This is a genomic window from Patescibacteria group bacterium (assembly GCA_038065255.1).
Lineage (GTDB): Bacteria > Patescibacteriota > Patescibacteriia > JACQRZ01 > JACQRZ01 > JBBTRI01.
The window spans coordinates 26,468-46,674 of the sequence record JBBTRI010000004.1; the positions used below are offsets into that span (position 1 = coordinate 26,468).

Annotated in this window: 24 protein-coding genes; 4 read left to right on the plus strand and 20 right to left on the minus strand. The window is 43.9% G+C overall.

All coding sequences use genetic code 11. The features are described 5' to 3' along the window. The first annotated feature begins 117 nt into the window (after positions 1-117). Complete coding sequence (locus AAB400_01385) at positions 118-372, plus strand: hypothetical protein (protein ID MEK7648548.1); 255 nt, start codon at positions 118-120, stop codon at positions 370-372. Positions 373-375: 3 nt separating this feature from the next. Further along, a complete protein-coding gene (locus tag AAB400_01390) occupies positions 376-792 on the plus strand; it encodes a PIN domain-containing protein (GenBank protein MEK7648549.1) in 417 nt (138 codons plus the stop codon). A gap of 8 nt (positions 793-800) precedes the next feature. Here AAB400_01390 and AAB400_01395 read toward each other — a convergent pair whose 3' ends face one another. From AAB400_01395 to AAB400_01470, 16 genes are all read right to left on the minus strand, one after another. After that, a complete protein-coding gene (locus AAB400_01395; GenBank protein ID MEK7648550.1) occupies positions 801-1,766 on the minus strand; it encodes a deoxyhypusine synthase family protein in 966 nt (321 codons plus the stop codon). Between the two features lie 36 nt (positions 1,767-1,802). Next, positions 1,803-2,900 carry a hypothetical protein gene (locus AAB400_01400; protein MEK7648551.1) on the minus strand — a complete coding sequence of 366 codons (1,098 nt, stop codon included), beginning with the start codon at positions 2,898-2,900 and terminating at the stop codon, positions 1,803-1,805. 3 nt (positions 2,901-2,903) lie between these two features. Beyond that, positions 2,904-4,388: an NADH-quinone oxidoreductase subunit C gene (locus tag AAB400_01405; protein MEK7648552.1), complete on the minus strand. Its 1,485-nt coding sequence runs from the start codon at positions 4,386-4,388 to the stop codon at positions 2,904-2,906. A 56-nt stretch (positions 4,389-4,444) separates the two neighbouring features. Then, positions 4,445-5,890, minus strand: coding sequence for a proton-conducting transporter membrane subunit (locus AAB400_01410; protein ID MEK7648553.1), 1,446 nt, complete (start codon positions 5,888-5,890; stop codon positions 4,445-4,447). Positions 5,891-5,893: 3 nt separating this feature from the next. Beyond that, complete coding sequence (locus AAB400_01415) at positions 5,894-6,550, minus strand: hypothetical protein (protein MEK7648554.1); 657 nt, start codon at positions 6,548-6,550, stop codon at positions 5,894-5,896. 4 nt (positions 6,551-6,554) lie between these two features. Further along, the gene (locus tag AAB400_01420) at positions 6,555-7,484 is read right to left on the minus strand and encodes an NADH-quinone oxidoreductase subunit H (GenBank protein ID MEK7648555.1); all 930 of its coding nucleotides are present in this window, start codon (positions 7,482-7,484) and stop codon (positions 6,555-6,557) included. A 10-nt stretch (positions 7,485-7,494) separates the two neighbouring features. Further along, positions 7,495-9,537, minus strand: a complete 2,043-nt coding sequence (gene hyfB / locus AAB400_01425) for a hydrogenase 4 subunit B (GenBank protein ID MEK7648556.1) — start codon at positions 9,535-9,537, stop codon at positions 7,495-7,497. A gap of 3 nt (positions 9,538-9,540) precedes the next feature. Then, positions 9,541-10,068 (minus strand): hydrogenase, encoded by a 528-nt coding sequence (locus AAB400_01430; protein ID MEK7648557.1) that lies wholly within the window; start codon positions 10,066-10,068, stop codon positions 9,541-9,543. 3 nt (positions 10,069-10,071) lie between these two features. Then, positions 10,072-10,488 carry an ATP synthase F1 subunit epsilon gene (gene atpC / locus AAB400_01435; GenBank protein MEK7648558.1) on the minus strand — a complete coding sequence of 139 codons (417 nt, stop codon included), beginning with the start codon at positions 10,486-10,488 and terminating at the stop codon, positions 10,072-10,074. Between the two features lie 11 nt (positions 10,489-10,499). After that, entirely contained in the window at positions 10,500-11,867 is a 1,368-nt protein-coding gene (gene atpD / locus AAB400_01440; GenBank protein ID MEK7648559.1) for a F0F1 ATP synthase subunit beta, read from the minus strand. 36 nt (positions 11,868-11,903) lie between these two features. Then, on the minus strand, positions 11,904-12,779 hold the full coding sequence (gene atpG / locus AAB400_01445) for an ATP synthase F1 subunit gamma (GenBank protein ID MEK7648560.1): 876 nt from the start codon (positions 12,777-12,779) through the stop codon (positions 11,904-11,906). Positions 12,780-12,781: 2 nt separating this feature from the next. After that, the gene (gene atpA / locus AAB400_01450) at positions 12,782-14,314 is read right to left on the minus strand and encodes a F0F1 ATP synthase subunit alpha (protein MEK7648561.1); all 1,533 of its coding nucleotides are present in this window, start codon (positions 14,312-14,314) and stop codon (positions 12,782-12,784) included. Between the two features lie 14 nt (positions 14,315-14,328). Next, entirely contained in the window at positions 14,329-14,739 is a 411-nt protein-coding gene (locus AAB400_01455; GenBank protein MEK7648562.1) for a F0F1 ATP synthase subunit delta, read from the minus strand. Continuing rightward, positions 14,736-15,239 (minus strand): F0F1 ATP synthase subunit B, encoded by a 504-nt coding sequence (gene atpF, locus AAB400_01460; protein ID MEK7648563.1) that lies wholly within the window; start codon positions 15,237-15,239, stop codon positions 14,736-14,738. Before atpF ends, AAB400_01455 begins: the two co-directional genes overlap by 4 nt. A 21-nt stretch (positions 15,240-15,260) precedes the next feature. Continuing rightward, positions 15,261-15,515, minus strand: coding sequence for an ATP synthase F0 subunit C (gene atpE / locus AAB400_01465; GenBank protein MEK7648564.1), 255 nt, complete (start codon positions 15,513-15,515; stop codon positions 15,261-15,263). Between the two features lie 323 nt (positions 15,516-15,838). After that, the gene (locus AAB400_01470; protein MEK7648565.1) at positions 15,839-16,462 is read right to left on the minus strand and encodes a hypothetical protein; all 624 of its coding nucleotides are present in this window, start codon (positions 16,460-16,462) and stop codon (positions 15,839-15,841) included. 396 nt (positions 16,463-16,858) lie between these two features. On the opposite strand from AAB400_01470, the gene AAB400_01475 reads away from it, so the two are divergent. Beyond that, positions 16,859-17,128, plus strand: coding sequence for a BrnA antitoxin family protein (locus AAB400_01475; protein MEK7648566.1), 270 nt, complete (start codon positions 16,859-16,861; stop codon positions 17,126-17,128). Position 17,129: 1 nt separating this feature from the next. On the opposite strand, the gene atpB is transcribed toward AAB400_01475, so the two are convergent. Both atpB and AAB400_01485 read right to left on the minus strand, forming a co-directional pair. Then, positions 17,130-17,870, minus strand: coding sequence for a F0F1 ATP synthase subunit A (atpB, locus tag AAB400_01480; GenBank protein ID MEK7648567.1), 741 nt, complete (start codon positions 17,868-17,870; stop codon positions 17,130-17,132). Continuing rightward, positions 17,867-18,217 carry an AtpZ/AtpI family protein gene (locus AAB400_01485; protein MEK7648568.1) on the minus strand — a complete coding sequence of 117 codons (351 nt, stop codon included), beginning with the start codon at positions 18,215-18,217 and terminating at the stop codon, positions 17,867-17,869. Before AAB400_01485 ends, atpB begins: the two co-directional genes overlap by 4 nt. A gap of 35 nt (positions 18,218-18,252) precedes the next feature. On the opposite strand from AAB400_01485, the gene AAB400_01490 reads away from it, so the two are divergent. Then, the gene (locus AAB400_01490; protein MEK7648569.1) at positions 18,253-18,660 is read left to right on the plus strand and encodes a response regulator; all 408 of its coding nucleotides are present in this window, start codon (positions 18,253-18,255) and stop codon (positions 18,658-18,660) included. Positions 18,661-18,670: 10 nt separating this feature from the next. Here the strand turns inward: AAB400_01490 and AAB400_01495 are convergent, their stop codons facing one another. Next, entirely contained in the window at positions 18,671-19,471 is an 801-nt protein-coding gene (locus AAB400_01495; protein ID MEK7648570.1) for a TatD family hydrolase, read from the minus strand. A gap of 9 nt (positions 19,472-19,480) precedes the next feature. Further along, positions 19,481-20,206, minus strand: coding sequence for a CvpA family protein (locus AAB400_01500; GenBank protein MEK7648571.1), 726 nt, complete (start codon positions 20,204-20,206; stop codon positions 19,481-19,483). Position 20,207 lies beyond the last annotated feature (1 nt).

The following is a 20,207-nucleotide window of genomic DNA, read 5'->3' on the forward strand; positions in this document are numbered from 1 at the left end:
CGGCTTTGGCATTCTTTTTCAAGTTTTTACACATTCACTATGCATACATTATTTGACAGTAGAGGAATACGTGTGTAGTATATTAATGTTACCTTAAAGTGATCTTAAAATACTCCTATGTATCACCAAGAACAACAGTCAGTGTCAGTGAAAGAGTTGCGGCAGAATTTTCCCAAACTTGCAGAAAACCTTGCAAAGGGGAATTCTTTCATTCTCATTCATCGATCAAAGCCGATTGCACGCATCATGCCGTATTCAGGCATTCCGGCAAGCCAGAGCAATGCATTGCAATTTTGGTCGAAACCGTTACGGAAAAACCGCATATCAAAAAAAATGTCGAGTGTTGCATTGGTGAAAAAAGAGCGTTCATAGCATATGATTTTTTTAACCATAGACTCATCGGTATTTCTCTCATCTCTCCTTGAGCGCGATCATTACCATCAAACATCTCTTGCATTTTTTTCCCACATTCATCAACATCCATACATTACAACATTACCCATGATTGTTGTTCTTGAGATAGCAAATATTCTATCAAAATATAACAAAGATCCCCGGCCGGCAATCGAGTCCCTCATGGCACTCACCATTTTACCCCACGACCAGTCCACAATTGAAGAAGCTATCACTATATTCAAAAGACTCCACCTCAAAACATCCGATGCACTTGTGGTATGGTGCGCCTATGTATCTGAAAGCACGCTCATCTCATGGGATAAACAGCTTATCCGCCAAGCCCAGAAACTCATTGAAGCATCTACGCCATCTGATTTTTTGAAAAAGATGATTTAAAAGCAGTTTTATTCTTCCAGAATCGATGCAAACATGAGCGGCGCAACAATCGTTGCGTCTGATTCAATGACAAACTGGGGTGTTGTCTCGTCAATCTTGCCCCATGTTATTTTTTCGTTTGGCACTGCCCCGCTATAGGAACCATAGGATGTCGTACTATCGGAAATTTGGCAAAAATATCCCCAGTAGGGAGCTGCCTCTTTGAGGTCCTGGTTCATAAGCGGCACAACACATATAGGAAAGTCTCCGGCAATTCCTCCACCGATTTGAAAGAATCCTACTGACGAGCTCCGAGAAGCCATGCGATACCAGTCGATAAGAAATGCCATTGTCTCAAGCCCTGATTTTACAACATGGTATCCGCTGAGTTCTTTTTTTATGACATTCGCAACAAACATATTACCAAGGGTCGAATCCTCCCAACCTGGTACGAAAATAGGAAGATTCTTTTCGCATGCGGCGATCAACCAGGAATGTTGTTCATCAATTTGATAGTGCTCCCTCACGAGATTCTCGCGAATTACCTGATACATATACTCATAGGGAAAATACCGCTCCCCCGCTCTATCCGCTCTCTGCCAGACAGAAAGCACTGCGCGTTCAATGCGCCGCATGGCGTTTTCTTCAGGAATACAGGTGTCCGTTACGCGATTCATTGCTCGGTCTCGGAGTGCCACTTCATCAGACTTTGTGAGATATCGATACTGGGGAACGCGCTCATACTCATTGTGAGCAACAAGATTGAATATATCTTCTTCAAGATTAGCTCCCGTACAGCAAATCGCATGAACCTTATCCTTACGGATCATTTCGGCAAGTGAAATGCCAAGTTCAGCCGTGCTCATTGCGCCGGCAAGCGTCAGAAACATTTTTCCGCCATTTTTCAGATGCGATTTATAGCTTTCAGTTGCATCTTTGAGTGTTGCGGCATTGAAGTGGTGGTAGTGCCGTGAAATAAATTCTGTCATGTTCATAGAATGCAAATTATGAATGTACACCATTGTAATGCACTACGCAGACTTTCCCCACATGGCAACGTTTATATCGAGCCTATGAAGGCGGCGCTCAGTGCTGACAATACCCACAAGAGGACGCATGTACTCGCGGAGGGTTGGAAATTCAGCAATAATTGCCTCGCTTATCTCGCGATACATCCAGCGCGCACTTTCTTCTGCCGCTCGCCAGTCATCGTAATAGTCCGTATCCCGATCAAACGACTCGTTGACGAGCAGAACAACTCCATCTTTTTTGCTCACCCGCCCTTCTTCAATATTTTCAAAAATGATATGCGCGCCGGTAAGGCATGTTTTAATAAAATTAGGATCCCAGGATTTTATTTTAATGGCTGAGTTCCATGTGCGGATGTAATCAAACCTATTTCCCACAGCCAATATCCACTCATTATGGTCGAGATCTTCGGATGAAACTTTTTCCGTCCGCTTCTTCATGACAAGCATGCGGTTGAAAAGCATGCGGTCTGTGAGAAATTGAATCATCCCCTGTGGCATTTCGGGATAAAGCTTTGGGAGTCTTTCTTTGAGAAGTGCTTCGCTCTCTTGTTCGGAATGCTGAATAAGCATAGTTGCTTCTAAAGTCTCATCTTTATTTCCATGAAGAATAATAGAACGATCATCCGTATTGATTCCAACAAGAACGGTATACACCTGCCGAGTTCCCCCTTCGATAAAAAGTGTTCGTGTGACACGGTCAAATTGGTCGCGTACCGCAGTCTGGCCGGCAACGGCTTTTGAAGTGTCGTAGTCATACCCCTTGCAACAAAAATCTTTCCCTTGGGAAGAAAAGTGATAGGTAACAGGAATCAGGAGCGCCTTCCTCCTCTCGCCGGCGCTTCGTACGCGCCGCTCAAAATGCGGTTTGAATGCCGGCCAACCAATGTCGATCATACCGCCAATAGTACGCACCGGGTACACCCACGCAAACGGCGCACCGGTAGCTTCAGTAAAATCTGCTCGCCCGTCCATGCATTTGATCGCCATGACGCTGATATTATATTTGGTATCAAAATAACGCCGGTCTCCCTCTGTTTCATGATAGAGGCGTTCGGCTTCATCGCTCATTTTTGAAATGCGATTAATAGGAGTTGGCATAGACTACACGTCATTACCTGAATAGGATAAATTAAAACTTTTGTTTATGAGCGGAAAATCAGGAACCATATTCCCCTTCCCTGCATGTCCTAACACTGTCCAATTAATAAATGATGGGTCGCGCACATCCACTCGACAAATTGATCCGTCTCCATCTGTTGCAACTACGTATATGATATCACCTCGCCAGCCTTCCACAATACCAACAGCATAGGAGTTGGAAGGAAGTTTAAGGCGAGAAAGATCATTGCCAATACAGGGTCCTGAAGAAATATCACTCAATGCTTTTTGGAGGATATCGAACGAGGAATACACCTCATCTATTCTGACACGAAATCGAGCATAGACATCACCTGAATGATATGATGGAATAGGAATCGAAAAGTGATCATATGCGGCATAGGGGTGGTCTTTGCGTGCATCGTATGCAAACCCAAGTGCTTTTGCAGCAACACCAACAACCCCATGATCCTTGGCAATTGTATAATCAAGGCTGCCTGTATGCCGCAAGCGCTCAATAAGCGAGCTATTTCGAAGCGCAACAGCCATAACTTCAGAAAAATCTTTTCGCACAGACAGAAGTGTCTGCCGTACCGATTCAAGGCAACCATTGGAAATATCTTTTTGAACTCCGCCAATCGTATTCACTCCACGCAAGAATCTGCTACCTATTAGAAAATCATTAAGCTGCATCACCACCTCCCTCAAACGCGCACCATGTGATCCGCCGAAATTAAATCCCGTGTCAAGCATGATGGCACCGATATCTCCAAAGTGATTTGCAAGCCGTTCCAGCTCACAGAATATCACACGAATATATCGAGCTCGGATAGGAACAGGTATCGATCCCAATTCTTCGAAAGCTTGGCACAATGCAAGTGAATGACTAAATGAACTGTCTCCGCTCACGCGCTCAGAGAGCCGAAGCTTGTCTTTAAGGGCAAGGTGCTCAAATAACTTCTCACTGCCCTTGTGTGAGTATCCAAGCCGTGCCTCCAGATGAAGAATCTCTTCACCTGCTACGCTAAAACGAAAATGTCCCGGCTCAATAATGCCTGCATGCACCGGTCCAACGGGAATTTCGTAGATACCCTCACCCTGAACATGCCGAAAGGTAAACTCACCCCTTGCCGGAGATGGGCGCTCATTCCATGCAAAATCTTTTCTGAGTGGAAAGAGATTCTGAGGCCATTGTTCGTGAAGTATAAGTGAGCGAAGATTTGGATGCCCTATTGGTACAATTCCAAACAAGCTTGCTATTTTTCGTTCATGAATCGATGCCTGATGAATGATGGGTGTAAGTGAAGGAAATGTCTCTTGCACGCATATGGTAGGTGTTTGAAAAATATGCTCTTCGGGATTGCTAAAAAGATACATAATCTTAAAATTCCCCGTCTGTTCTCGCTCATCAAAAGCAGTGATTGTTTTTAATGGAAAACCTCTCTCGTATAATTCTTTGCATGTTGCAAGAATATCGCCTTCAGGCACATTGTATATATTGAGGTTGTCGCAAGGCCTATTATTTTGTATTGGTAAAGGTTTCGTCATAAGAGTTCTGCTGCTTTTGTTAGAAGTTCGGAAAGACCTGGCGGGAGATACACGCTCAGAATGATAAGTATGAGTGAGAGAAGAATGGAAGGTGTAAGTACATACACATTAGATTCACCCCTTAAAACAGTTGGCGGCGCCTCACTGAACGCCATTGATACGATGTGGCGCAAAAATCCCACAAATACAAGCACCAGCGAAACAAGAAGTATTACTGATGCAAAGCCATAGTGGGCTATGCCTGCAACTAAAATATGTATTTCTGTAATAAACATCCCAAAGGGCGGAACACCCGTGATAGCAAGAAGGCCACAAAACAGAAGAACGGTGCTCACAGGAAGAATTGTGATCATGCCTTTGATATTTGAAATTCTAGAAAGGCCATATTTAAGAAAAAGAGAGCCGGATATGAAAAACAACAATGACTTTGCAATTGAGTGATAGATCATATGGAGTAAAGCTGCCCATATGCCCAATCCGCCAAATCCGCATCCCAGGGCGATAATACCCATATGTTCAATACTGGAATAGGCAAATAGCCGTTTGTATTTCTTTTGTGCCAAGATAATAAACGCAGCAATGACCACTGACACCAGTCCAAAACCGATGAGCATCGTATTGGAAAACGATTGTTCGACCACCGAATCTGTAATGATTTTAAATCGAAAAATAGCGAGGAGTGCAACATTCAACAATGCACCCGAAAGAAGCGCACTAATCGGCGGGGGCGCCTTGCTGTGCGCATCCGGAAGCCACGTATGCATGGGAGCAAAACCAACCTTTGTCCCATATCCTACAAGGATAAAAATAAAGGCAATCTTTAATAGATCAGGGTTAAATTCAGATACATGCTCGGAAAGTGAGTGCCAACCTGGAAATCCAAGCATGTCTACCGATGATTCACCGGCAAAAAAAAGCAGTGTTCCGAAAAAAGCCAATAGTAGTCCAATGGAATTAATCAATAGATATTTCCATGCCGCTTCTGTTGCTGAAGCCTTGTTGTAAAAGCTAATAAGGAGCGTGGTTGAAAGCGTCGTTGTTTCGATTGCAATCCACATGAGGATGGGACTTGCTGAAAGGACACCGGCAAACATAGCAGCAACAAATAGTTGGTAGAGAAGAAAATATTGCTTTACTCTCCGAAAGCCGATAATTCCCTTCTTCACTTCCTCGCGAAGATAGCCAATTGAATAGATTGAAGAAAAAACAGATACAATAATAACGGTAAGGAGTACGATACCGGAAAGGGCATCAAGAAAGAAAAATGGTGCGAATGATAGTTCCTGTGCCGTATGAAGTTGCACAAACACTCCCACGGCGGTAATAATTTCTGCACAGGCACCAATACAATAAAGCGCATCGAACATTCGAATATTTTTTCGAACAAGTACGCCAACAAGACCAATGAGAAGCGGGATGAAAACAAGAAATGTAAGTTCCATAAATCAATCGATTAATCGCTTCATGGCACTTGTATCGAGTGAACCGAACTGCCGGAATATCAGTGAGGCAAGAATGGTTGCCATAATCACCCACACAAGAATACTTACGGTTATGCCAAGTTGTAACGCGGGATTCTGTTCGAGACCTGCAAAGAGAGCAAAAGAAATTATCCCATTCTCCAATGAAAGATATCCCAGCATCTGAGAAAAGATTCCCTTTCTGTTTATTATCAAAAAAAGTGAAATAAGGATGATTGCAAATGGCAGAAGGAGAAATTCTTGTCCGACATTATTCAATACGATAAGTTCTTTAAAAAGAGTTGAACGTGTAAGTGCCGTAAGGCAGGCAATAATAACAAGTGTCAGAGGCATCGAGCAATAACTGCCGGCTAAAAATGTGAGTTGATGTTTTCGGATAAGGAGGTAGAAAAAATATGGCGTGATGACAAGCTTGATTGCTATGGTTGCTGCCAACGCAACATAGAGCAATGGAGATGCTGCGCCAAGATAGGATGCAATGAGTAGTAATGCCAATACTGCGGTTTGGACAACATAAAGAATAACGGCCGTTTTGTTATTTTTAACCAAATGCAGCACAACAACAGTCAAAAAAATAATTGCTTCGAAAAGAAAAAGAAGTTGAGGAGATAGTGTAAACATATTCTTATAGTGTTAATCCGAGAGCAACAATACAGATGACAAAGGAAGTTGCAAGAAGACTCGGCAATCGAAATATGCGAAGCTTTGCAATACTCGATTCAATGAGAGCGATAGCCCCGCAAAGTATACATATCTTTATCGCGAAGTAGACAAGCCCTATGAATAACGCAATGGGATCGAATGTATGCGCAATGCCGTAAGGAAAAAAAATACTTGCTGCCAGTGAAAGAAAAATCATATATTTTTGGGCAGCTGCCCATTCTATGAGAGCAAGCCGCTTGCCGGAATATTCCAATATCATCGCTTCATGAATCATCGTCAACTCCAAATGCGTTGATGGATTGTCAAAAGGATACCGCCCCGTTTCAGCAAGAAGCGCAATAAAAAATCCGCTAAATGCTAGCACGACTGGCGCCAAGTTCGACAAAGAGAGCGACCCTACCCCATTTGAAATACCAAACATGTTTGTAGTGTGCGTGAGAAGTGCGAGTACAAAAAGTGAAAGGACAAGCGTCCCTTCGGCAAGTGAGGAGACCATCATTTCTCGACTTGAACCAAATCCGCCGAAAGCTCCTCCTGTATCAAGCCCAGCTAAAGCAAGAAAAAATGTACCAAATGCCATGCAGTAAACAAGCACAAGAAAATCCCCACTGCCACTCTTTGCAAAAGCTGTCGTAATGAGAGGTATATTGAAACCAACAAAAAGAAAGAGTGAACACAGGATATAGGGAGTAAAGCGAAATATCCACGAAGCATCCACACTCAAAACTTCATCTTTATGGAATAGCTTCCAGAGATCACGATAGGGCTGCAGCACAGAAGCGCCACACCTCTTTTGCAATCGTGCCTTGAGCATTCTGGTAATTCCAATACAGAGCGGGGAGAAAATCGGAATAATGATGAGTTGAATAAGTGAAGCAAAGAAAAATGACATACTGAAAATATTACAGCGCAAGTGTTGCGAGAAGAACAATAAGCGCTCCAAAGATATAGACTATATACATATTCACATTACCGCTCTGTATGGCGCGTGCACGATCCGAAATGGCGTTTATAACCCTTGTAAGACGATCATAGAATACAGCCCTATAAATATCATGGAGTTCCAATGTAATAACATTACGTTGAGGAAAATAGCGCGCATGAGAATCTGAATAATCCGTAACCACGCTTTTAGTTGGAAATAAGATAGCCCTGAAAATGGTAACCAGCGAACGACTAAACCCCGTTGCTGTTATTTCCATTCGAGATGTAAGGTCTGTGCCACAATCCCATGTCCTTCCATATCTCACGCGTTGGCGAGGAAAAAATAATTTCACACCCAAAAGAATACTGACGAACATGATACATAATCCTAATGTAATGATTGGCATTGATACGGCAGAAAATCCGTTCTGCACAACGAGAAGCCCAGCAGCCGTATCGAACACACGCTCCTGTGAAAGTTGTGGAAATTGTCGAACAATGACTTCCAGCGTACTAACAATCGTTGTTGCTCCAAGACCAAACAATAACGTAAGGAGTGCACAGAATGCCATGCTTATTCTCATGCTTATAGCCACTTCTTGGGCAGCAGATGCATGCTCGCTGCGCGGACGGGCTAAAAACATTATGCCAAATGCTTTTACAAAACATGCTGCCGCAAGACCCCCGGTTAAGGCAAGCGCACCGATAGCAGAAATAGTAACTATCTTTGGAATAAGACTTAAAGATATAACCCCCTGAAAGAGAGCTTGAAACGTAAGCCACTCACTTACAAATCCATTAAACGGTGGCAGTGCGGAAATGGCCATCGATCCGATAAGAAATAGGAAGGCTGTCTGAGGCATGCGCTTAATAAGCCCGCCGTATTCCTCTATATTACGTGTATGTGTTGCTGAAATTACTGATCCGGCACCCAAAAAGAGCAGAGCTTTAAACAATGCGTGATTTACCGTGTGGTAGAGAGCGGCAACACTCGCCAATACGGCAAGCCCATACTGATGCGAAGACACAAAAACAAGCGAACTCCCAAGACCCAATAAAATAATGCCGATATTTTCAATACTATGATAGGCAAGTAATTTCTTACTATCATGCTCTGAAAGTGCATAAAGTACTCCCAGTAGCGAAGAAATGATTCCAAGGACGAGCACCACCAAACCCCACCACTGCGGGATGTCGGGAAAAAAATCAAGGCATATGCGAAAAAGCATATATATGCCTGTTTTGATCATAACGCCTGACATCAGCGCAGACACATGGGATGGAGCCGCAGGATGTGCAGCAGGCAACCAAATATGGAGGGGAATAATGCCGCATTTTATGCCGAACCCTATAAGGGCAGCGATAAACACAGCATCACGAACTAAGAATGGAATAAGATTGGAGGATGTTCGAATGGTATCAAAATCAAACGATCCAACGGAATGATAGATGAGTAAAAAGGCCAAAATGATAAACGCCGTACCAACATGAGTCATAATAAAATATAGCGAACCTGCGCGTACATTTTCCTGCACTCTTCGTTCATACATAACAAGAACATACGATGCCAACGCCATAATCTCCCATACTATGAGAAAATAGAGCGCATGATTCGCCGTTACAACAAGAATCATGCTTACGATAAAAACGTTGTAAAAAAATGATAAAATTCCTATGGAATATTTTTGATAAAAATGCTTGACGTAACCAATCGCGTATATCGAACACAACAAAGACAGAAGAGAAATAATTCCCATGAAGAACGCGGATAATAAATCAACTTTAATTGATATGGTAAGGAGTGGGAATGGCGAGGAAATAGTGTATACGGGAATCACTCGGCTTATAATAACGTGTGCGGAAAAAAGAAGCCCCCCGATTGATCCCAGTATGGCAAAGAAAGCCCCTAAAAGATTGGCGAGTTCGTCGTATTCATACAACAAGAGTGACACACACGCACCAATTGCAAAGAGTGAGATAATAGCAAAAAAACCAGTCTGAGAGAGGATACTGTCAATCATACGTTACGAATTTTTTTGATCTGGGGAGATGTCATCAAGAATGGTATGAAGCGACTTCAATATTGTGAGTGGTGATGGCGGATCTCCCGGAATAGCATACTGTACCGGCACTACTGTATGCGCACCATCACACACTGCATATGATCCTTTAAATATTCCACCGTCAATTGCGTCATCCCCAAGCGCAACAACAATATTCGGAGTTGGCATTGCTTCATAGGTCCGCACGAGAGCTTCTCTCATATTGCTACTTACCGGCCCGGTAACAATAAGCATATCGGCATGTCGAGGCGATGCAACAAAACGAATGCCAAACCGCTCGACGTCATAATATGCATTCCCCAATGCTACCAACTCTTGTTCGCATGCGTTCGTCGAACCGGCTGTAACCACTCGAATAGCGAGCGATCTATTAAAAAGTTTTTTTATTTTTTTTTCCAATGCAAGGCCCAAATCAAGAACTTCATTCGAACCTAAACATTCTGCACGAGAAATAACAACCTGCTTCGTTGACAGCGTCTTATACAGCATATTCTACGCGGTATTTTTTCGATGTTTTCTTACGACATGCAAACGAGCAAGTTCTTTTTCCAGTTTCGCTGCGATGATTGCGTATTCAGTTGTATCAAATGCTTGTTGGGTAAGGAGCTCTGCTGCACGCCTGTGCGCTTCTTGAGCGCGTTCTTCGATGATTTCTTCCACGCGCTCGGCAGTATCGGCTAAAATAATGATTTGCGTATTCTGCACTTCGAGCATGCCGGTGGATACAACCATGGGAATTATTTCGCCATCTTTTTTAATCGTAAGTTCACCGGATTTCAATAAACCTACCAACCCGACATGCTGCGGCAGTACGGTAATCTCACCGCTCTGTGTGGGAATGGTTACCTGGTCTACCTCGCCGTCATAGATGATCCGTTCCGGCGTTATTATACGAAGTGCAGTGGGCATACTTGATGTGTTTATGCGCCTACTTCGTCAATAGTGCCCTTCATATAAAAAGTTTGTTCCTGTTTATCGTCATGCTTACCATCGAGAATCTCGCGGAACCCCCGTATTGTTTGGCTGAGCGGCACATATTTACCCGGAATACCGGTAAATACTTCGCCTACGAAAAACGGCTGAGAAAGAAAACGCTGAATCTTACGCGCACGTGCAACGGTCAGCTTATCTTCTGCGCTCAATTCATCCATACCCAGGATAGCAATAATATCTTGCAAATCTTTGTAACGCTGCAAAAGCCTCTGGACTTCGCGCGCAACAGTATAGTGTTCGGCGCCAACAATAGCAGGATCAAGCATGGTTGACGTGGAATCAAGAGGATCGACTGCAGGATACAGGCCAAGTTCAGAGAGTGCACGAGAAAGTACGACAGTTGAATCGAGATGTCCAAATGTCGTGGCGGGGGCAGGATCTGTCAAATCGTCAGCTGGCACATAGACCGCCTGCACGGAAGTGATGGAACCATTATATGTTGATGTAATGCGTTCCTGGAGCTGTCCCATTTCTTGAGCAAGTGTTGGCTGGTAACCGACAGCAGACGGGATACGACCTAATAGCGCAGATACTTCGGAGCCAGCCTGAGTGAAGCGAAAAATATTATCAACAAACAATAATACATCTTGATTTTCAGAATCACGAAAATGTTCCGCCATCGTGAGCGCCGTCAATGCAACGCGCGCGCGCGAACCCGGCGGCTCGTTCATCTGGCCGAACACAAGTGTTGTTTTATCCAATACACCACTAGATTGCATTTCGTGATACAAATCATTTCCTTCGCGTGTACGTTCGCCCACACCTGCAAAAACAGAAACACCTCCATGCTGTGCGGCAATATTTCGAATAAGTTCTGTGATTACAACCGTCTTGCCCACACCTGCACCTCCGAACAAACCGACTTTGCCGCCTTTCAGAAAGGGGCAAATAAGATCTACGACTTTGATGCCTGTTTCAAACACTTCACTCTCGGTTGATTGCGCAATAAAGGGCGGCGCCTCGCGATGGATCGGCACACGCTGCTTTGACTCCAAATCCCCCTTGCCATCGATGGGCTCACCAAGCACATTGAACATACGGCCTAATGTTTCCTTGCCAACAGGCACCGAAATAGGCGCGCCAGTATCGATTGCATCGCAATTGCGCTGTAGACCTTCCGTCGGACCCATGGCAATTGCACGCACAGTATTGTTGCCAAGATGCTGCTGAACTTCACAGACAAGTTTTCCATTGGGACCTTCGATAACAAGCGCATGGGTAAGCGCAGGCAGATGTCCTTCAAATACAACATCAACGACTGGTCCGATGATTTGCGAAATGGTTCCTTTATTCATAGGTGTGTATCATAATTCATAATCGGTAAGATAGTGTTATTCCAAAGCAGCGCGGCCAGATGAAATTTCTGCAATTTCCTGCGTAATGCCCGCTTGGCGGATTTGGTTATACGTGAGGGAAAGATCGGAAAGCAGATCAGAGGCTGATGATGTCGCATTGTGCATCGCGAGCATACGTGCGCTATGTTCGGATGCTTCGCTTTCGAGGACTGCTTGAAAAATCTGCACATCCAGAAGACGAGGTAAGACTGCCTTGATTACTTCTGTATCCGACGGCTCAAAAAGAACCGGTAAAGTTGCTGTTGTGCCTTCCCTGTGGTGTTCCTCAACCTCGAGCGGCAGGAGTGTTTTGGCAACCGAAGACTGTTTAACCGAGGAAACAAAATGCATGGCAACAAGTATGACTTTATCAAGCTCGCCGCGGATATACATATCGCTGATAACATGGGAGATTGGCGCAACATCCATAATAGAACGAGTGATATCATTTTTTGGAAAATCCGCCTTGACAGTGTACCCGGAGCGAGCAGCAAGCTCTCCCCCTTTCTTGCCTAGAGAAAAAAGTAGGGTATGTGTTGCTCCAGATTCTTTCTCGCGAGCTACGGTACGCTGGACCTGTGCAAGAAGTGCATTATTGAATCCTCCGCAAAGCCCTCGATTGGTACTCACAAGAACAATGCCTAATGTTTTCACAGGACGTTTTGCAAGGAGTGGATGAAGCTGCTCATCATGATTTGGATCCAAGCGACTAAGTATATCCCATGCAGTTGTTGCATAGGGACGTGTTGCAAGAGCCGCAGTCACTGCACGCCTCATTTTGGAAGCGGAAACAAGCTCCATTGCCTTTGTCATTTTTTTTGTATTGCCGATTGATCGGATCTGCCGGCGGATTGCAAGCGTACCTTTTGCCATACTTACAGCTGTGCCGTAGCATTAAAATCTGTGATTGCTTTTTTGAGAAGGTGTTCTGTTTCTTCGTTAAGCTCGCCAGTTTCGCGGATCGACTGGAGTACGATTTTCTCGTTTGCACTTTCAATATAATTGATAAAGTGTTCTTCCCATTTTTGGATTTTATCCACTTCAATTGTATCGAGGTGTCCGTTCACGCCTGCATACAGCAGAACAACCTGCTGTTCAACGGGACGTGGTTTGTATTGTCCTTGCTTGAGTAATTCTGTAAGCCGCTTACCCCGATTGATTTGTTTTTGCGTTGTTTCATCCAGATCTGATCCGAATTGAGCGAATGCGGCAAGTTCGCGGTACTGTGCCAAGTCAAGACGGAGACGGCCGGCAACTTTTTTCATCGCTTTTGTTTGTGCAGATGAGCCGACACGAGACACCGACAAACCAACATTCAAAGCGGGGCGTATGCCCTGGTAAAAGAGATCTGTTTCCAGGTAAATTTGTCCATCGGTAATGGAAATAACGTTTGTGGGAATATATGCAGATACATCGCCTGCCTGCGTTTCAATAATAGGCAGAGCGGTCAATGAACCGCCACCATTGTCAGCATTTAGTTTTGCAGCGCGCTCCAACAAACGTGAATGGAGGTAAAAAATATCGCCAGGATATGCCTCGCGCCCCGGCGGTCGACGCAATAAAAGCGAAAGTTGGCGATACGCAACCGCATGCTTGGAAAGATCATCATAGACAATAAGTACGTCCTTACCCTGTTCCATAAAGTATTCTCCCATTGCGCATGCTGCGTAGGGAGCTATAAAACTCATGGCCGCCGGATCGGATGCACCTGCAAGTACCACTACTGTATAATCCATTGCGCCTTCTTCGGAAAGGCGTGAAACAATTTTTGCAATTTTAGATTCCTTCTGTCCTATTGCTACATAGATACAGAATACGGGAGCGCCTTTTGCATATTCACTCTTTTGGCTGATGATGGCATCGAGCGCCACGGCAGTTTTGCCTGTTTGGCGATCGCCGATAATCAGTTCTCGTTGCCCTCTGCCAATTGGTATCATTGCATCTACTGCCGTTATGCCCGTAATGAGCGGCTGCCGTACCGATTGTCGCGTGATAACACCCGGAGCGATTTTTTCAATAGGATAAAAGGTATCCGTAGCAATGGGCCCCTGCCCATCAATAGGTGCTCCAAGAGCATCAACAACACGACCCACAAGACCGGGACCTACCGGAACTTCCAGAATACGTCCCGTAGGTTTTACGCGATCGCCCTCTCTTAAACTCCTGAAATCTCCCAAAATCATTGCGCCAACAGTATCTTCTTCAAGATTCAGTACGACACCCATAACCGTTGAACCATCATGGGAAAGAAATTCAAGCATTTCCGATTGACGCGCATCTGCCAACCCGGAGATTTTTGCAATACCATCCCCTACTTCGATAACATTACCTTCTTTTTGGACCTGTAGATCGCTTTTGAAAGATTCAAGCTGCTTCTGAAGTGATTGTATGAGATATTCTGATGACATAATAACGTATTCAGTTAGGCATGGGCACTTTTTTGTAAATGGCGACGTAATGCATGGAGGCGTCCCGCATCGCTAGCATCGACGACAAGGTCTTGTGCTTTCACTCTGAATCCTCCGATGAGATCCGCATCGACAGTAAAGGAAATATTGCTCTTTTTCCCGTATGATGCATGGATCATTTCCTCGAACATCTTTTTTTCATTGGCAGTGGGTTGGCTTGCGGTTGTAATAGTTACGCGAACAGAGCCCTCGAGGCGACTTGTGACATCACGCAACGATCGTGCTACCGCACCTGCCGTTCGAAGCAATCCTTGCCTAGCTAAAAAAGATACAAATTCATGTATCATGGTATCAATCTGCTGATGTGTTTTGCCTTTTGCCAGAGCAAGGAGGCTTTCCGCATATCGCTGGGGGGCTATCTTCATACGTTTTTTTTGAGCCGATCAACGGCTTTTTTAGCAAGATCTTTTGAAATCTTTTTTTCACCGCTTGTTTGTGCTATCGATGCAGATGCCTGCACAACGAGATCAACAATATCTTTTTTTGCATCTTCGAGCATTTGTTGTTTTTCCTGTTCTATGCGCGTCTTGGCCTGAGTAACAACGCGCTTCACTTCTTCACGAGTTTGCTTCACTGTTTCTTGCCGATGCTGCTCCGCTAATGCCGATGCTTCTTCCAAAATCTTTTCTGCTTCTTTCTTTGCCTTGAGAACGATTTGCTTATAGGTCTGGTCGGTGAGTTTCAGCTTCTCTTCAGCTGCATCGGCATCTGCCAACCCTTTTTCGATCTTTGCAGTGCGCTTTTCAAGCAATGCAAGAAGGGGCTTATACAAGAGCTTGTACAGGGCAAAAAAAAGAATTGCGAAATTGACAAGTTGGGCTACAAGCAACCTCCAATCAACACCGAGTGATGTGAGGATTTCCATAGATGGTGTATGACTAAAAAGTTAAACGAACTTTATAAGGAGCGCTATAACAAGCGCATAAATGGCGATAGCTTCGGTAAACGCAATACCCAAAATCATGACCGTCTGGATCTTGCCTGACGCTTCAGGATTGCGACCGATTGCCTCAAGGGCTTTACCTACCAATAACCCGATACCAATACCAGGACCAATAGCGCCAAGACCCATGGCAAGACCCGGTCCCAATGCTTTAGCCCATTCTACTGAAGCTTTTACAAGCTCTAAATTTTCCGGCATATCTGCTCTGGATTTAATAATAAAAACACGATGCACGAAATAAATCTTCATGGCATGTCGTTATTGTAGCGCACATTTTGAAGGTGTCAACAGGTCTACTGACCTTTCCTAATCATCTTAACTGATAAAATGTATGATTTTGAGTCGGATTCGATATTCTGGAGCCTCAAAAAACCGCAATTGTATCCGTAGATACGATGAGGATTTTTTGAGGCGAAGAACGAGAAGGCGGCAAAAATCATAGGCTTTAGCGTTAAGATGATTAGGAAAGGTCAGTAAGTGCATAAAAAAACCTCGCTGTGAGTAGCGAGGGAGGTGAATACCTATCTTGAAGGATTTGTTGCTTGCTCGTTTTTGAGCTCATCTACTGAACCGGGGTTCTCCCAGGGGAAAAATACTGCCTCGTGACAATCGATATCTCTGAGCTTATCATGAGTTCCTAGCGGAGTATCCGAACCGGGATACATAGACTGAATAATCATCGCGGGAGTATCCCCATCAAAACGGGGTTGCTCTAGACTATAAATGACCGTAAGTGTTTTCGTCAGTGGAGCAGGAACTGTTGGGTCTTTTACGCGCCATGCCCGTGTCCACTTATTCGGATTAAATTCTTCTATATCAAAGGGGATATCGAATAGGTGTACGGCTGAAGCCCAGCCAACATAGGATGGGTACTCGATTTCAACACTCCACGTACCGCAGGGATCGGGCTTATTAGAAAGCACTTCTAGCGCTTCATCAACCAACTCTGAGAGGATAAAGGAGTCGGTAAGAAATTGGTTGTCATATTTCCACCGATAGAAATTTCCTGCAAGCGGCTGCCCACTCTGGCGAAAACATGTCGACCGAAGGCGGTTGCGCTGACGAACCGGCAGAATGATGCGAATGGTTGAACCCTGATGTATCAATGAACAAGTATAGATGGTTTCCATCATCTCGATTGCCATTATACACCAAAATGCCCCTTTTGTCAATAAAAAACCTCGCTAGAGAGCGAGGAGCTAGATGGAATTTGTAATCGGATACCGCTTTCTCAAGAAGTACCGCACGCTTATAGAGTGGGTGCGCATTTCTTTTCAGTTCAAGGTCCTTTCGAGTAGATGATCGTAGCTTCTGCTCTGGTATGAAATTTAATGCAGCAAAAATAGCCATACCTATAAGACCTAACAGTATGAAAGCTACAAAGATCCAACCAAACCATGGCCACGTAATCACTCCTTTACTCGTAGAAGCTGCGAGGGTAAAGAAAGAGGTTATCGCACCAAACACAGCACAACCGACAGAACCATAGAGGGGGTCAGCGTAACGCACCTCTATTTTGTCTACTTCACTAAGGAAAATATATGAAGAAGCTCTATAAAAAAATATCATCGTTCAAAAGTGAGGCTGCGGAACGAAAGTTTTGGGAAACCAACGATTCAACTCAGTATATTGATTGGCGAAAAGCAAAAAAAACAAGATTCCCAAATCTCAAACCTTCAACAGAAACTATTTCTCTCCGTCTGCCACAGGGAATGCTGGAAGAGATTAAGATTCGAGCGCAAAAACGCGATGTTCCCTACCAGTCGCTTATCAAAATCATGCTTGATAGTAAACTGCGCGAGGATAGATAGTCTAGTGGTGCGCTTCTTCGGTTGCCATTTTGATAAACACGATCGTGAGCATGGAAAACACCAATGCCTGGATAAAGCCAACAAACAACTCAAGCGCCATAAACGGCAGAGGTACAATATACGGCACGAGCGTGTACATCACGATCAAAAGCACTTCTCCGGCAAAAATATTGCCAAACAAACGAAAAGAGAATGACACCAATTTTGCCACTTCTGAAATCAGTTCCAAAATCCCAACAAAAAAACTTATGGGGCTTTTGAAATTTAAAAATTTTGAAATATATTTGGAAAACCCAATACTCATGACGCCGACCACCTGAATAGTAATAACACTGATAAGGGATAATGCGATAGTAAAGTTAAGGTCGGCCGCACTCGCACGAATAAACGGTATAATAATTCGCTTTCCTTCATGTTCTTCCCAAAGCCCCACAGATCCCATGCCGGGTAAAAGCTCCGTCCAATTTGTGAGAATGATGAATAAGAAAATAGTTGCAATGAGAGGAAAGAATCTTTTGGTCTGTTCCTTATTGCCCATGACGCCTTCAACAATCCCAAACAAAAAATCGATAACAACCTCTGCAATATTTTGAGCGCCCCTCGGCACGAGCGTAAGCTTGCGCGTTATGACATATCCCGCAACGCACAAAAAAACTATGATGATCCACGAAATCAGTATACTGTTCGTAACAGGAAACGAACCGATATGAAAAAGTGTTTCTGCGCTAATGGAGATATTCATAGTTCTTTTTTATCTGAAGGCGAATTAGATGTATCATCAAGGATTTCTTTTGTTTTGCGATACACAAGCACCGTTGAAATCACAATTGCAAAGAGAATACTTATAAGCAGAATAAGTGGTTTTGTTTTGAATGTAGAATCAAGAAATGCACCAAGAATCGCAAACCCAACAAGCGGCAATGCAATGAAGTACCCCATTTCAAGCGCTATGCCAAGCGCATGAAATTGTTTATTTTGTTCATTCTGTGCCACATTCAAGAGGTTTTTATAAAAACTAACAAGGACATTTGAAATGTCTTCATATAGTATAGTATACCACCTATAGGCATTTTTTGCAATTGATGCCATTGACAATAACTAACTATAATGCAATACTTTGTTTTATGAATTCCTCTATTCCCCAATGTATTCTAGTAGCTGAGGACGATGATATGATATGGGAACTTGGGATTAGGAAATTATTCACTGTTCTTTTTCCAATCAGCAAACTCGTGCGCGCTCGGAATGAAGCAGAAGTATACATTGCCATTGCCAATCAGAAACCCGACCTTATCACAATGGATGGCACTCTTGCTGACGGATCTCAAGGCCTAGCCATCGCGCGCGAACTTCGCACGCTCGATATTCAAGCTCCTATTGTTATGCTTTCAGCCGCAGGGATGTCGGGACAAGAAATACGTGAGGCAGGCGCACAGGCCTACTGCCTTAAAATGGATATGTCAAAAAAACTCCCGGGCATCTTTGCCCAATTGGGATTTGCAACAGAACAAAACCCCGGCCGTTCACATTGAGCGGCATTTTTTATTCCAACCTAAAAAGCCGTTTGGCATTTTCTGTCGTTTGCCGTGCCACTTCTTCAGAAGATACGCCTCGTAATGATGCGACCTTGTCTACAACGAATTCAACATACATAGGAACATTGCGCTTTCCTCGAAATGGCACAGGAGTTAAATAGGGCGCATCTGTTTCTACAAGCAATTTTTCCAAGGGAAGATTTTTGACAATCTCGTCGTACTGCGATGCAAACGTGATAATGCCGGTGAATGAAATAAGAAAACCCAGTTTCAAATACACCTCCGCCTGTTCGAGAGTGCCGGTAAAACAATGCAGCACGCCCCGCTCGCTATCCCCTTCTTTCCACTCACCAAATGAACTGCTAAGTATCTCGATAATTTCTGTGTGAGTATTGCGGCTATGGATAATAAGTGGTTTTGAAAGTGCTTTTGATAGTGCAATATGCCGTTCAAAAAGCTCCTGCTGACGAGTTTTTTCCTGCTGAATATCAATTCCTTCCGGCAATCGATACCAATCAAGTCCTGTCTCCCCTATTGCAACAACTTTGAATGAAGACGCTCCTAGCTGAAAAAATTTTTCATACTCAAAGACCTCCCTAGAGTCGTTAGGATGCTGACCCACGGCAGCCCATGTATGCGCGCCGATTGATTCCGCACATTGGATAGCGGCAGCGCTGCTTTCGTAATCGCAGCCGACAATAATCATGCCAATGTTACTTCTCTGCGCTTGAGCAATAACATCATCACGATCTACATCGTACTGTCGAAACTGAATTTGACAATGCGTATCAATAAGTCTGAGTGGCATACGATTCAGCTATTTTTTCTTTTCAGAAGGCGCTGCCTTTTCCGACTTTGAATTTTTTGAATTCTTTGCTGATTGTTCCTGTTCTTTAAGTATTTCATCCAAAAAGCCTTTAAGCTGTTGGTACTCTTTTGAATTCATGTCAATATTCAACTTGCTGGGATCGATATTTTTTAGCTGATCAAGGTTAATATTTTTCGGATCAATAATACTCGGCAATCCCTGTGGCAGCTTTGAGGCATCAGGCAATAGCGGTGTAAGCATGGTATTCACCGTATTAATTACCGGCAGAAATGGTGACTGCTTTAATTGCTCTGTAAGTTTTGTCGAAAAAGGAAAATGCAGCAGAAGAAAAACGGTTGCACTTACCAATAACACTCCTTCAAGTACGCCAATAATGCCACCCAGCAGCCTATTGGTAAACTTCATGAAGGGCGCAAATGAAAAAATACGAAACATGTAGTCCGCAATGCTTATAACAATGCCAAATGCAAATTGTGTGCCAAAGAATAAAAGGCCATATGCCGCAACTACCGAAAGTTGTTGCGCAATAATCTGCCACTGGGAGAATGATGGTTTGAGATAGACTGCAACGGCAGGGTGGTATGTTGCAGCAATCCATAGAGCAAGGAAAAATCCGGCGATCGATCCGATTTGCTTAATAAATCCGCGGACAAACCCCATGAGGAAAAAAATGGCAAGGATGATGAGGATAATAACGTCGGGGTTGAAAGACATA